Here is a 14,277-nt window from a genome sequence, read left to right on the forward strand (position 1 = left end):
AGAGGTAGTTCAACACACACTTTAATATTGTTTCATCTTGGAGCGCACTCTTGGATCAATAAAAGCGTACAGCAGATCAACCGCTACATTGATAATGGAGATTGTAATCGCTGTGTATATTACTCCGCCCATGATACTCGGAATATCAGGGATAAATTGCTTATCCACAATATAGCTGCCGAGACCGCTGATATTAAACACTTTCTCCGTTACCGCTGCCCCGCCCAGCATAGCTCCGAATTGAAGTCCAACCACAGTTACGATGGGAATCAATGCATTGCGTACAGCGTGTTTCAGCATGACCTGACGTTCGCTTAACCCCTTTGCGCGGGCGGTCATCACATAATCCTCATGAATGACTTCCAATGTGGAAGACCGAGTCATCCGCGCCACCGCAGCCGTGAGTCCCGTGCCCAGCACAATAGTTGGCATAATGATCGACAGCCAATTTTGCGGGTTGAAGGTAGCGGGAAGCCACTGCAATTTGATTGAAAAATTCAGAATGAAAATGAGTCCTTGCCAGAAATTCGGGATCGATAATCCAATCAGAGCGATAAACATAAACGTATAATCGAACCACGAATTAGGCTTAATCGCTGAGATGATACCGATGGGCAATGCAATGACAAGTGCTAATAGCAGGGAGATGACCGCGAGGGTCAAGGTAATCGGAAACTTCCTTGCAATCGTTGCTGTGACATCTTCATTTCCCGCAAAAGATTTGCCAAGATCGAAGAGAGCAACTCCCTTAATATTGTTCCAAAGCTGTGTAAGATAAGGCTGATCCAAGCCATACACCTGATTGAATGCTGCAATCTGTTCTTGCGTTGCTGTCTCTCCGAGAATGTTAGCTGCCGGGTTGAACGGAGACAGATACAAAATCGTAAATACGAGTGTTGCTACACCCAGAATGACGAATACCGTCATCAGTATTCTTTCAAATATGTACTTTAGATAAGGATTTCCATACAAAAACAGGATGCCATACATCAGACAGCCGGGAATAATGGATATCGTGAAAAACCACGGTTTTTCCAAAAGCGAACGGAACGTATCGGCCATCGTTAGACGGTGACTTCCCTGTTCCTGAAGTATGCGAGAAGTCCGCTCCCTCAACTCTTTCTGAACCGTCTCTTCCAACCATTCCTCTGTCTGACGTCTGAATTCTTCCTCACTGACCTGTTGCTGGAAGAAACGATGTTTGCGTCGCAGCTGATCTTCCACTTCCAATTTAAGCTTGTTCCGGTAGGAAGATGCGAGCAATTCTTGCTCAGCCGTCTGCCTGGCAGCTACCCAGCCGTCATTTTTTCGATTCGAACGCCATATTAGAAAAACGACCAGATTGATCGGTAATCCAAGAATGAACAGAACATATCGGTAGGAAGGATGAAGCAGCATTTTGCCATAAATAAAACTTAAATTGTACACCAACCGCGAGAGTCTGCTGCCTTCTGCAAGATTCAAACCAAGCGTGCCTCCTTTCATTCAGGTTTAAATTGCATTATTCCGATTGATATAGTATATATTATTTAGGGTCTAAACAATTGTCAAGGTAATAATTGTATACATATGCGTATGTGAAAAACGGATGAGAGCTGGTGATAACATGGAACCTTTATTGAAAGTTAATGATCTATCTGTCTCTTTTCATTCTGGAGAGAGTGAGTTTCAGGCAGTGCGAGAAGTGAGTTTTGAAGTGCGCAAAGGCGAGACGCTGGGCATTGTAGGTGAATCGGGCAGTGGAAAGAGTGTGACCGCACGTTCCATTATGAGGCTGCTTGCTTCCCCGCCTTCACAGATGAAAAAAGGAGAGATTCTGTTCAAAGGAGTCGATCTGGCGAATAAAACACAGAAAGAGATGGAGAGCATCCGTGGGCGTGATATTGGCATGATCTTTCAGGACCCGATGAGTTCTCTTAATCCGACCATTAAAGTAGGGAAACAGATCTCCGAGAGTCTGATCAAACACCAGAAGGTTTCCAAAAGGGAAGCCAAGAAGCAGGCTATTGCGATGATGGAACGGGTGGGGATAACTCGCAGCGAAATACGCTACAACCAATATCCGCATGAATTCTCCGGAGGCATGCGCCAGCGGGTCATGATCGGTATTGCACTAGCTTGTCGTCCTGAATTGCTCATTGCCGATGAGCCGACAACCGCACTGGACGTTACCATTCAGGCTCAGATTCTGAATTTGATGAAAGATATGCAGGACCAACTGGGTACATCAATTATTCTGATCACGCATGATCTGGGCGTAGTAGCAGGCATGTGTGATCGGGTTGTTGTTATGAAGGAAGGACAGATTGTGGAAACCGGGACAACGACAGAGATCTTTTCTAACCCCAAACATCCGTATACCATCAGACTTCTGAATGCATTACCACGTCTGGATCAGAAGAAAAAGCCGAAACCTGTATCATTGGTCCCGAGAGATCCGGAAGACGATCAGCCGTTGCTTGAGGTGAAATCGCTCAGACAACATTTTAATCTGGGGAAAGGCAACACCTTAAAGGCCGTGAATGATATCAGCTTCCATATTCGTCAAGGAGAGACACTTGGCGTTGTGGGGGAATCCGGCAGCGGAAAATCAACCACGGGGCGTGCGATTCTGCGGTTGCATGAGCCAACGGGTGGAGATGTACTGTTTAAAGGAGTCCCGCTCAATCGCTTGTCAGCTTCGGAGATGAAAACGATGCGCAGACATATGCAGATCATCTTCCAAGACCCCTATGCATCTCTGAATCCCAAAATGAGGATTATGGATATCATTGGAGAAGCGCTTGATATACATCAACTTGCAGGTACTGCATCTCAGCGGGAGAAGCGGGTGGAGGAATTACTGGAGATGGTAGGTCTCGATCCCACCCATGCGCAGCGTTACCCGCATGAATTCTCGGGTGGGCAGAGACAGCGGATCGGTATTGCACGAGCTCTGGCTGTGGAACCTGAATTCATCGTATGTGATGAGCCGTTGTCTGCCCTGGATGTATCGATACAGGCTCAGATCGTACAGCTACTTGAAGAATTGCAGCAACGATTAGGGTTGACGTATCTCTTCATCGCCCATGACTTGTCCATGGTTAAACATATCAGTGATCGAGTGGCGGTGATGTATAACGGGAAGATTGTTGAGCTGGCAGAGAGTGAAGAACTCTATTCCAACCCGCAACATGCCTACACCAAGGCATTGCTGTCTGCTATCCCTGTGCCTGATCCGGCCGTAGAAGCGAAGAAAAAGAGACATGTTGTAAAACAAACAACAAGAGAGAATATTGAAGTAGAGGACCGTTATAATCTGGAACATTCCAAGTGGGTAGAAATCACGGAAGGGCACTGGGTAGCCATATCCAGTTAGTGCAAGACATCTTCAGTAAAAAAAAACCCCGATAATGATCTCTATAGATCGTGATCGGGGTTGAGTTATATGTGCTTTGTATAATGGCAGTAATCGAAAGCGATTATTTGAATTGAACCGATTTCTTGATGGTATCAGTCTCGGCTTTGGTCGCATCATCCATGTAAGTGAAGATGAAGTTGAAAGCATAGCCTTCAACAATCGTACTATAGTAATCCTGAGTAATCGTTGAACCGTCACCTGCATCCATCGTGATTTGCATCAGATCCATCTCTTTACCACCGATGGTTTCAGTCGTGATTTCTTTGTAATCGTAGGGGAACTGGCTATCCACCATGAATTTTTTGGTTGCTTCCAGGTAGTCTTTACCTGTACGAATGCCTTGCAACAAGCTTACTTTCTCAGCAATGGCCATAGCGGAAGGGCCAACTTGACCTCCGTCCAATGGGTACTTTGAAGCCATAAGCAGATTCAATGTTTTGGTCTGAGACAGTTCAATTTGTTTTTTCTTCGTTTCATCATCCCCAGCAATCGCTTCGGATGAGGCACTTGTCAGCTCATTCATGCCTGCAGCATCCTGGAACTCCCATGCGTCCGGGAATTTCAGAGATACGCCGAAATAGTCATTGGTGTAAGAACCTTTTTCTGTCGTCCCCAGCTCAACGTCTTGGGAATTATCGGTTTCCTTGGACTCTTCGCCAGCTGGCTCTGTGTTCTCTGTATTTTCCGTGCTTGCTGTGTCAGCATCGGTGCCAGTTGTTGTTTCTGTCGGGGTGGAATCATCTGTTGCAGCCGTGTTATCTGCTTTATCACCACAAGCGGCAGCTACCAGCATAATCATAATGAGCATGGCGAATAAAGAAGCTTTTTTTGGAATTGTCATATTACCCTCCTGAAGTATGTGTGTTTGTTTCTCTCTCTCTACATGTTGCCTGCTTCTTAAATTGTAGCACAAACGTTCTCATATGCTACCTATAGGAATCTATAGGGGGTCTTCTATACATAAGACATTCGGCTGGCAATTGAAACAGCTTCTGTGCTGGATTGCACACCTAATTTGTTAAAAATCACTTTTTTGTGATGATTCACGGTGCATTCCTTGATCTTTAATTTCAATGCAATGGCTTTTACCGTGAGGCCTCCGGCTATCATCTCCAGAATGGTTAACTGACGCTGGGTGAACTCCACCGCCGGTTTGTCGCACCGTTTAGCAGTCTGTTGACTCTGATAACAGTTCTGGATGTACGCTGGAATTAGCTTGGCAATGGCGATCAGTTCACCCTGCATATCCGCATTAATGGTGGACACATCCAGATAACCGAAATGTTGTGATCCCATGAACAGAGGTGTGGCGTAACAATGCCAGCTTTGAAAATAAGGACTTTCATGCTGCTCGGGCAGCAGCAGTACAGGCTTATTGTTATCCATCGTTTCTGATATGGCGTTGACTCCACAGCTTTTTGCGGTGAAGATCATACCCGGACTTATAGGGGAATGTTCCACCACAGCTTCAAGATCTGAACTGTAATCCATGGAGAGTAACACACCGTCCTTATCTGTGAGTAGAAAAAGATAGGTGCCCGTTAAATTTTCTTTGATATCCGAGATACTGTTCTGGAATGCATGAATCAGGAAATGATTGATTTTGCGAAGCCTGTCCAGACTGGATTTTGGTGAATAGTCGAACGGAGCCGTTCCTGCTACATGCGAGCGAGTAACGGACTCATTGTGCCGTGAGGCAAGTGTAGTGGCAGGCATGTGGTTTCCTCCTTGCTGCACAATCGCTGAATACAAACGTTGTTCTTTTAAATGAATCTGAGGGTGTGTTCTCACCCAATCGTTTGAATGACGTGTCCTTCCTGGTTCTTAATCTCTGTTTTAACAATCTGAACAAGAAGATGATCTAACGAAATAATCTCGAATGTCCCTTCGATCGGGCGAAGGTTCTGTGCCAACTCCTCAACAATCTGCGTGTTCACCGTCAGTGTAATTTGTCTATCTGATTCCGACACGGCAGGGTACTCTCCGGCTTCGAACAGGATATTGATATCCGGTCCGATCAAGGACAGAGATTCACTTTTTGATATTCGGCTGCGAAGAATGTTACCGATTAAAACGGCCTGTTTGGCTCCAAGCTGAAGTTTGGCCGGAACCGTTTTTTGTAGTGTTTTTTTGCGTGGGAACTCCCAACCCAGTTGTTGTATGAATAAAAAGGCTGTGCTGGACCCGTCTTGTTCAATTCCATGCTGGACCGCCTGCATAACCGAAGGGATATCTGCGTACGAATTTCTCATGAGATCTGTTACATATTTGGGAGTGAAACTGGAACATGCAGACAGAAAGCCACGGGTATTCCAAGTTTGAATCATCTCCAGTTCACGACCTGAAATACCCACGATCTGAATAAACTTCACTGAACCATTAGGTGTTGATATCTCGGGCAGATCAGGGTCTTCTATAAAAGCGAGTGCTGTCAGCAGTGTATCCGACTCCAGGCAGATCGGTCTATTGGCGTCCATGTAATCTCCTGCGTGAAAGACATTTCCGCTATTGAAGACATATCGTCCTACATTTTGTAATAGATTTAGTGCCCAGGCAGGTGGTTCGGTCTCTTCTTCACTACGTGTAAGACGAAACGTGAGTTCAAATCCATACCCGCTCCTGGATGCATCCTGCATCTCTTTTTCATATAATTCAGAGAAACCGTAGGTAACAAAATGCCAATGATGCATAGGTTTATCGACAGCATAGACGCTGATACCATCAAGCGGATCAGGTCCGCCGAGCATATACGGAAGGGCAGTACCGTAGTGTCGTGGCTCTTGTTCACCGTATAGATCACCGATAGCTTTATCAATCGCATCCCAACCGGATGTATTTTCTTCGTGAGTCATTTTCTGAATCCTCCCTGACTGTTCTTTCCCCGAAAAAACATTTAAAATTAAGTCTACCTGTTACAGAAGTGGATTCAAGCGGCTTTAGGATGAATTGTTTTAAATAGGACCACAGGGTTAAAAATGGCGATATGGGGAGTGAAATTACATGAGTATGAAAGGTATTTATTTCAGGGAGTTTAAGCAGGCAAGCTGGGACTCATTTTCCGAACGGTTTGAAGAACTTGAACAGAAGATGGACCCCACTTGGGCAGAACGTGCGCGAGTACAAGGGATTCCGCCGGATATAAGTCGGGTGCTTTGGTGTGAAATGGGGGAGTACGCTTTGGAATGGCTGGCGAAAGATATCCCGGCTTTAGGGGACCAAAGTCCTGCTGCTTACCTGGAAACAGAGGAAGGAGCGCAGGCACTAAGGGCAGCCATTATGCGTATGCCGCGTTAATTTTCCGATGGAGAGAGTGTGCGAACGATCATATAATCCTGTGAAGTTGATTTTGCAAAATAGATATGTTACGCTTACATTACAAGAGCAAACACAAACAGAATACGCAATAACATCTTTTGATGGATTGTAACTGTGAAGACAGGCAAAACCTAAACTGATGGTGAAATGAAAGCCCCTTTTTTTGGTGCTATTTTACCTTGAGTTTAGGTTTTTCTTGTTTTCTGCTCTGAATTACAGTTCGTTACCTAGAAAAACCAAAATAAATTTCGAAAAGAGGTTGTTGTTCATGACCACGGCAAAAAAAGGATTCCCCGAAAACTTCCTATGGGGCGGCGCTACAGCTGCCAATCAATTGGAGGGTGCATTCGATAAGGACGGCAAAGGCCTCTCCACAGCGGACATGATCGCTCATGTTCCGAAAGAGAAGCGTACAGGCGGACATGCCATGGAAATTTCCTCTTCCCGAATCGAAGAGATTCTCTCCGGCAAAATTGAAGAACGTTTCCCGAAACGTTTTGGTATTGATTTCTATCATCACTTTAGAGAAGATATTGCGTTGTTCGCTGAAATGGGCTTCAAAGTTTTCCGTTTGTCCATTCACTGGGCCCGTATTTTCCCGAACGGTTATGACCAAGAGCCGAATGAAGCTGGTTTGAAATTCTACGATGAAGTCTTCGACGAATTGTTGAAATACGGTATTGAGCCGCTCGTTACATTGTCTCACTATGAGACTCCGCTAGGCTTGACGCAAAAATATAATGGCTGGGCTGGCCGCGAAGTGATCCAGCACTACGTTCGTTATGCAGAAACGGTGTTTAACCGTTATAAAAATAAAGTGAAATACTGGCTGACGTTCAATGAAATTAACGTAATGCTGTTCAGCCCGTACACTGGTGGCGGCATTCTGATCGATAAAGTGGACAACAAGCTGCAAACCACATATCAAGCGCTGCATCATCAATTTGTAGCCAGTGCATTGGTAACGAAGCTTGCACACGAGATTATGCCTGGTTCCCAAGTGGGTTGTATGCTTGCTCGTATGGAAACTTATGCAGCAACATGTAATCCGGTAGATGTTCGTCTGGCTCAACATGAGAATCAGATCAACCTCTTCTTCACGGACATGCATGCTCGTGGTAAATACCCGAACTACATGGCTCGTTATTTTGAAGAAAACAACATCGTGATTCAAAAAGAAGCAGGCGATGATGAGATCTTGCTGAACAATACCGTTGATTTCATCTCCTTCAGTTACTACATGTCCGTAACCAAATCTGCATCCGCAGACAAGGAAGAAACAGCAGGTAACCTGACTGGTGGCGTGAAAAACCCTTATCTGGAAGCGTCCGACTGGGGCTGGGAGATCGATCCGATCGGTCTGCGCGTAACCCTGAATAACTTCTGGGATCGTTACCAGAAACCATTGTTTATCGTTGAAAATGGTCTGGGTGCATATGACCGTGTTGAAGAAGATGGTTCTATCCATGACTCCTATCGTGTGGATTACCTGAAAAAACACATTGAACAAATGAAAGAAGCCATCAAAGATGGTGTGGATCTGATTGGATTCACAGCATGGGGCCCGATTGACCTTGTGAGCATGTCTACGTCCGAAATGTCCAAACGTTATGGTTTCATCTATGTCGATCTGGATGACGAAGGTAACGGAACACTCAAACGTTCCAAGAAAGATTCGTTCGACTGGTACAAAAACGTGATTGCAAGCAATGGTGAGCAACTGTAGTTCTCCCGTTTTCAGGATTGTTACCGCATAAAAAGCGGGCAAAACCTAACACGAAAGTTGGCATTCAAGGAACTAATATTCCTGATGACCCTTTTAGTTGGAGATTGTCCGCTTTTTCCTGTCGGCAAAGGATAGAGTAAAGCATTTATACAAAGAATGAAAATATCGTTAATTAGAGAGGAATGATTGATATGACTACACCATTTCCGAAGGATTTCCTATGGGGCGGCGCTGTAGCAGCCAACCAACTTGAAGGAGCTTATAATACAGATGGCAAAGGCCTATCTGTTCAAGATGTCATGCCTCACGGGATTACAACGCCGAGAACGGAAGGTCCTACAGAGGACAACCTGAAACTGATCGGGATTGATTTTTATAACCGTTACAAAGAGGATGTTAAACTGTTTGCCGAAATGGGCTTCAAAGTGTTCCGTACATCCATCGCTTGGTCCCGTATCTTCCCTAAAGGTGATGAATTGGAGCCAAACGAGAAAGGTCTGCAATTCTATGATGACCTGTTCGATGAGTGTCACAAATACGGTATTGAACCACTCGTAACGATTTCTCACTATGAGACACCCCTGCACTTGTCCAAAACGTATGATGGCTGGGTTAACCGTAAAATGATCGAGTTCTACGAGCGTTATGTAACAGTGCTGTTTAACCGTTTCAAAGGTAAAGTAAAATACTGGCTGACATTCAATGAGATTAACTCCATTCTGGAGGAGCCATTCATGAGTGGCGGGATCTACACGCCAAAAGCAGAACTGTCCAAGCAGGATCTGTACCAAGCGATCCATCACGAACTGGTAGCCAGTGCCCTGGCTGTTAAACTGGGTCATGAAATTATGCCTGAAGCCAAAATCGGCTGTATGGTACTGAGCATGCCTACGTATCCGCTGACTCCGAATCCGGATGATGTGGTTGCAGCGATGCATGCTGAACAGCGCAATGATATCTTTGCTGATATTCATGCACGTGGTTACTATCCGAAATACATTAACCGTTATTTCAAAGCGAATAATATCAATATTAAGTTTGAAGACGGCGATGCTGAAATTCTTAAGCATACCGTAGACTTTATCTCGTTCAGTTACTATGTAAGTATCTGTGAGACAGGTGATCCCGAGAAACGGGTTGAAGGAAAAGGAAACCTGTTCGCAGGTGTGCAAAACCCTTATCTCAAAGCGAGCGAGTGGGGCTGGCAGATTGATCCGCAAGGACTACGCGTAACCCTGAACAAATACTGGGACCGTTATCAAAAACCATTGTTTATTGTCGAAAATGGTCTGGGTGCAGTAGATGAACTGATTACGGACGAAAAGGGCAATAAAACAGTGAATGATGATTACCGTATCCAATATTTGAATGATCACCTGGTACAGGTGGGAGAAGCTCTTGAAGATGGCGTAGAAGTGATGGGTTACACGTCATGGGGCTGTATTGACCTGGTGAGTGCTTCAACTGCCGAAATGAAGAAACGTTATGGCTTCATTTATGTAGATCGCAACAATGATGGTTCAGGAACACTGGATCGTTACAAGAAAAAATCATTCCACTGGTACAAAGAAGTTATTGGTACGAATGGCGCAAGTCTTAAGAACAACAACGAGTAAATATTAGTTCTTAAAGCATGGTTGTACATGCACCTTCTTATGTCACATTATTGCACATTAACCGCTTTCACAAAAACATTGTCATATGGATAATTATATGGTAAGATGGGCCTAAGGCTAATGAATAACTGGATTGTTACTGTTCAATCAGGCAAAACCAGAAGCAGGGCATATCTCGTGACCTGCTTTGGTTTTGCCTTTTACTACTTTGACGGTGCAAGGTGATGTGAAGAAATGAAAATTGAGAAGGTGCTGAACAACAACGTAGTTACCGTGATTGATCCGGGAGGAAACGAACTGGTCGTTATGGGACGTGGAATTGCCTTCAAAAAGCATACTGGTGAATCGATAGACGAGAGTCTCGTCGAAAAAATATTCTCGCTCGAAAGTAAAGAAGTATCACAGAAACTCAAAACACTTCTGTCTGATATCCCGGTTGAATATGTCGAGTGCTCGGATGAGATTATCCGTTATGCCGAGACGGTATTGGGTGAGAAGCTGCATGAGAGCATCTACATTTCACTGACGGATCATATTCATTTTGCCATTGATCGACATCGTCAAGGATTGCAGATCCGTAACGCACTGTTTTGGGAAATCAAGCGCATGTACCGGAAGGAATATGCCATTGGACTCAAGGCGCTACAGATTATTGAGGAAACGTTAGGTGTCCTGCTTCCTGAAGACGAATGCGCATTCATTGCGATGCATCTGGTTAATGCCCAGATGAACGGTGAGATGAGGGAAACGATCAGCATTACGAATATCGTTAAGGACATACTTAACATTGTAAGACGTAGTTTTGTAATCGAGCTTGATGAAGATTCATTGAGTTATTATCGATTTTTAACTCATCTGAAGTTCTTTGCCCAACGTGTGTTGCAAGGAATGGCGATTGAAGATAAAGAAGAAGATAATCCTCTTCATGACTTGGTGAGCAAGCAGTATCCGGAAGCACATGCATGTGCAGTAAGGATCAGTGACTATACTCGTAAGATCTATAATCGGGTGTTGTCCAAGGAAGAAATACTGTATCTGACCATTCATATTGAACGAGTTGTCAGAAATGAACAACCAATCGAATAAAATTGGGATTGTTACTGCTAAAAAGGCAAAACCTAAACGTTGAATAATGATAAGCTTTTCTGCTTTGTCATTATTCAGTGTTTAGGTTTTTTTTTAACCTTCATTACACATAAAAGGAGCAAAACACAATGGATACACAACAATTGTCCAAGGATATTTTGAAGCTTGTTGGTGGCGAAGAGAACATTGATCAAGTCACACACTGTATGACAAGACTCAGATTCAACCTCAATGACAACAAAAAAGCGGACAAAGCGACGCTGAAAAATACACCAGGCGTTATGGGTGTTATGGAGAACGGTGGACAGTTCCAGGTCATCATCGGTAACGATGTACCTATCGTGTACAACGCACTTGTTGGCAACATGTCCAAATCTCCAAACGCAGATAATGCAACATCAAGTGCTTCAACTGGGGAGAAGAAAAAGAGAAATCCGGTAAGTGCGTTGTTCGACTTCATTTCCGGTATATTTACACCGATTCTGCCAGCGATTACAGGTGCAGGTATGATCAAAGGGATCGTGGCTATCCTGGTTGCCCTGGGGTGGTTGTCCGATACCAGCTCAACTTACATCATTTTGTCCGCAATCGGTGACGGTGCATTCTACTTCCTGCCAATTATTCTGGCGATAAGTGCTGCACGTAAACTGGGTAGCAATATGTACATTGGCGCAGCACTTGCCGCAGGTATTATGCATCCAACGATTACCGCGTTACTTGCTGAAGGGGATTCGACATTTGCGGGCATTAAAGTCATTGCCGCAACGTATTCCTCCACAGTAATTCCGATCATTCTCGCCATCTGGATTGCTTCTTATGTAGAGAAGGCCGTTGATCGTGTAACACATGCTTCACTTAAACTCTTGGTTGTTCCAACAGTAACACTGTTAATTATGGTTCCACTGACGTTGATGACAGTAGGTCCATTGGGTACGGTTCTTGGTAATGGTTTGTCCGGTGGTATTTCATGGTTGTTCGATAACATGTCCATCTTCGCAAGTATCCTGATTGGTGGTACGATGTCACTGCTGATCATTACAGGTATGCACTATGCTTTGTTGCCGATCGTTGTTGGTTCAATGACAACACTGGGTTACGACTTTATCATTCCACTGATGTTTGCAGCTAACTTGGCACAAGGTGGCGCGGCATTTGGTGTAGGTCTCAGATCGAGAAATGGCAAAACCAAATCCCTTGCTTATTCCACAGGTCTTACGGCTATCATGGGGATTACGGAACCAGCGATGTACGGTATCAACATGAAGTTCAAAAAACCGTTTATTGCAGCCCTTATCGGGGGAGCGATTGCCGGTGGATTCATGGGTATCTTCAATGTTAAATCGTACGTTATTACAGGACTTGCAGGTCTGCCGAGTGTGGCAGCATTTATCAGTCCAGCAATTAGCACACTGCTCTATGCTCTGGCTGGTGGTTTGATTGCCATCGTAGCTGCGGCAGTACTGACGTACATTCTTGGGTTCCAGGAAGAAAATGCAACTGAGCCAGCAGCACCAGCAGCTGAGCCAGCAAAATCAGCAGCAACGACTTCTGTTGTAACTGAAGAAGCAAAAGCACAAGATGAGCAAGTATTCAGCCCGATCACAGGTGAAGTTAAACCGCTTAGCGAAGTTCCAGACCCTGCATTCTCTGAAGAGATTATGGGTAAAGGATTCGCGATTCAACCATCTGAGGGCCGCGTTGTTTCTCCGATCAACGGTACAGTATTCTCGTTATCGAAGAGTGGACATGCCATTGGTCTGGTAAGTGATACCGGAGCAGAGATGCTGATTCATATCGGGATTGATACGGTGAAGCTGAAAGGTCAATTCTTCTCTCCTAAAGTTCAAGCAGGTGCGAAGGTTACCGTAGGTGATGTACTCATGGAGTTTGACCGGGAACAGATCGAACAAGCCGGTTACACGACGATTACACCTGTTATTATTACGAACATGCACCAGTATGAGACCATTGAATCTGCTGGTCGCACTACGATCAAAGAAAAAGACTTGTTGTTCACAGCTAAAGCTTAACTATAAAAATGAAGCAGCAGCCTTACCGGATTACATTCCGGTAAAGCTGCGCTTTTTTTGTTTATCAAGTTCTATACCACGGGAAGCATATCCTGTACCAATTGCACAAAGTGTTGTGCAGGCTTGGACAGATAGCGGTTCTGTAGCCAGACCAGCGCCGAGCCAACCGTGGAATGCTGATCCTGGATGCGATATACGTGGAAAGGGTGCTCTTGGTATAGCTGTAGTACCGTATGAGGCACGATGGAACTGGCGAAGCCGAGTCGGACCAACTCCAGCAACATATTAATGTCTGAGCATTCACCCATGATGGAGGGGGTAACCTGGTGCTCCCGAAACCTGTCCAGAATCAGCTCGAACATGCCGAGTCCCTCTGTACTTGGAAGCAGTAGAGGGATGCTTGTAAGCTGTTCGAAGTAAGTCCCCATCTCCGCTCTTAGGCCCATCTCCGTCGGGCGTTCTAGTGGTGTCGAAGAAATGTAGAAGAGCGGCTCCTGTGGCAGGTGCAGCACTTCATAGCGTTCTGTCTGGACAGGCATGCGTACACAGGCGAGTTCGACTTTGCCATCTTCCAGCAGGCGGCATAATTGTGCGGATTCATTTTGCTGAATTTTATAGGTAACCTGTGGATGTGTGGTGCGGAACTGTTGAAGTGCTTGCGGGATCAGACGATCAGATATGGTATTGATGCCGATCGCAAGTTTGCCACGGATGCCATGACGGAAACTTTGCATCTCCATTACAGCTTCCTCCATATATTTGGTCAAAGTAACTGCATAATCATAGAAGCTGCGACCCGCCTGTGTTAGTTCCATCATACGTCCTTTGCGTTCAAACAAAATCACGCCGAGCTCTTCTTCCATTAACTTAAGCTGCTGGCTTAAAGGTGGCTGAGCCATGTGCAGTCTTCGGGCAGCGGCTGTGATCTGTTTTTCCTCAGCAATGGCAACGAAATAGCGACATTGTTTGATATCCAAATGATTTTCTCCTTCGCTTGCAATGTATATGCAATTCGTATGGAAAGCCAACAAAACATGTATTTTTAATATACTACGATCTTATGTTACCATACATTAGATTTGCACACCTGAATGAATAACAGTA

The 14,277-nt window shown here is 44.9% G+C and carries 11 protein-coding genes; 6 read left to right on the plus strand and 5 right to left on the minus strand.

All coding sequences use genetic code 11. The features are described 5' to 3' along the window. Positions 1–21 precede the first annotated feature (21 nt). Complete coding sequence (locus AC4G47_RS07290; RefSeq protein WP_491105533.1) at positions 22–1,464, minus strand: ABC transporter permease subunit; 1,443 nt, start codon at positions 1,462–1,464, stop codon at positions 22–24. A 142-nt stretch (positions 1,465–1,606) separates the two neighbouring features. Between AC4G47_RS07290 and AC4G47_RS07295 the strand changes: the two genes are divergently transcribed. Further along, positions 1,607–3,358, plus strand: a complete 1,752-nt coding sequence (locus AC4G47_RS07295; protein WP_491105535.1) for an ABC transporter ATP-binding protein — start codon at positions 1,607–1,609, stop codon at positions 3,356–3,358. Between the two features lie 103 nt (positions 3,359–3,461). Here the strand turns inward: AC4G47_RS07295 and AC4G47_RS07300 are convergent, their stop codons facing one another. From AC4G47_RS07300 to AC4G47_RS07310, 3 genes are all read right to left on the minus strand, one after another. After that, positions 3,462–4,241: a hypothetical protein gene (locus AC4G47_RS07300; protein WP_491105536.1), complete on the minus strand. Its 780-nt coding sequence runs from the start codon at positions 4,239–4,241 to the stop codon at positions 3,462–3,464. Between the two features lie 113 nt (positions 4,242–4,354). Then, positions 4,355–5,116 (minus strand): helix-turn-helix domain-containing protein, encoded by a 762-nt coding sequence (locus AC4G47_RS07305; RefSeq protein ID WP_491105537.1) that lies wholly within the window; start codon positions 5,114–5,116, stop codon positions 4,355–4,357. Between the two features lie 71 nt (positions 5,117–5,187). Beyond that, positions 5,188–6,252: a suppressor of fused domain protein gene (locus AC4G47_RS07310; RefSeq protein WP_491105539.1), complete on the minus strand. Its 1,065-nt coding sequence runs from the start codon at positions 6,250–6,252 to the stop codon at positions 5,188–5,190. A gap of 148 nt (positions 6,253–6,400) precedes the next feature. Between AC4G47_RS07310 and AC4G47_RS07315 the strand changes: the two genes are divergently transcribed. From AC4G47_RS07315 to AC4G47_RS07335, 5 genes are all read left to right on the plus strand, one after another. Continuing rightward, positions 6,401–6,694, plus strand: a complete 294-nt coding sequence (locus tag AC4G47_RS07315; RefSeq protein WP_491105541.1) for an antitoxin Xre/MbcA/ParS toxin-binding domain-containing protein — start codon at positions 6,401–6,403, stop codon at positions 6,692–6,694. A 289-nt stretch (positions 6,695–6,983) separates the two neighbouring features. Then, positions 6,984–8,441 (plus strand): glycoside hydrolase family 1 protein, encoded by a 1,458-nt coding sequence (locus AC4G47_RS07320; protein ID WP_458123600.1) that lies wholly within the window; start codon positions 6,984–6,986, stop codon positions 8,439–8,441. Positions 8,442–8,632: 191 nt separating this feature from the next. Further along, complete coding sequence (locus AC4G47_RS07325) at positions 8,633–10,057, plus strand: glycoside hydrolase family 1 protein (protein WP_491105542.1); 1,425 nt, start codon at positions 8,633–8,635, stop codon at positions 10,055–10,057. A gap of 234 nt (positions 10,058–10,291) precedes the next feature. Continuing rightward, positions 10,292–11,143: a BglG family transcription antiterminator LicT gene (licT, locus tag AC4G47_RS07330; RefSeq protein ID WP_458123598.1), complete on the plus strand. Its 852-nt coding sequence runs from the start codon at positions 10,292–10,294 to the stop codon at positions 11,141–11,143. A 128-nt stretch (positions 11,144–11,271) separates the two neighbouring features. After that, positions 11,272–13,173, plus strand: a complete 1,902-nt coding sequence (locus AC4G47_RS07335) for a beta-glucoside-specific PTS transporter subunit IIABC (protein ID WP_491105543.1) — start codon at positions 11,272–11,274, stop codon at positions 13,171–13,173. Between the two features lie 71 nt (positions 13,174–13,244). On the opposite strand, the gene AC4G47_RS07340 is transcribed toward AC4G47_RS07335, so the two are convergent. After that, positions 13,245–14,150, minus strand: coding sequence for a LysR family transcriptional regulator (locus tag AC4G47_RS07340; RefSeq protein ID WP_491105545.1), 906 nt, complete (start codon positions 14,148–14,150; stop codon positions 13,245–13,247). Positions 14,151–14,277: the final 127 nt, after the last annotated feature.

It is taken from the genome of Paenibacillus sp. Negev47, assembly GCF_058313655.1.

Coding starts and splice junctions, on each gene's coding strand:
- AC4G47_RS07295 (WP_491105535.1), top strand. CDS start 1,607: ATGGAACCTTTATTGAAAGTTAATGATCTATCTGTCTCTTTTCATTCT.
- AC4G47_RS07300 (WP_491105536.1), bottom strand. CDS start 4,241: ATGACAATTCCAAAAAAAGCTTCTTTATTCGCCATGCTCATTATGATT.
- AC4G47_RS07305 (WP_491105537.1), bottom strand. CDS start 5,116: ATGCCTGCCACTACACTTGCCTCACGGCACAATGAGTCCGTTACTCGC.
- AC4G47_RS07310 (WP_491105539.1), bottom strand. CDS start 6,252: ATGACTCACGAAGAAAATACATCCGGTTGGGATGCGATTGATAAAGCT.
- AC4G47_RS07315 (WP_491105541.1), top strand. CDS start 6,401: ATGAGTATGAAAGGTATTTATTTCAGGGAGTTTAAGCAGGCAAGCTGG.
- AC4G47_RS07320 (WP_458123600.1), top strand. CDS start 6,984: ATGACCACGGCAAAAAAAGGATTCCCCGAAAACTTCCTATGGGGCGGC.
- AC4G47_RS07325 (WP_491105542.1), top strand. CDS start 8,633: ATGACTACACCATTTCCGAAGGATTTCCTATGGGGCGGCGCTGTAGCA.
- licT (WP_458123598.1), top strand. CDS start 10,292: ATGAAAATTGAGAAGGTGCTGAACAACAACGTAGTTACCGTGATTGAT.
- AC4G47_RS07335 (WP_491105543.1), top strand. CDS start 11,272: ATGGATACACAACAATTGTCCAAGGATATTTTGAAGCTTGTTGGTGGC.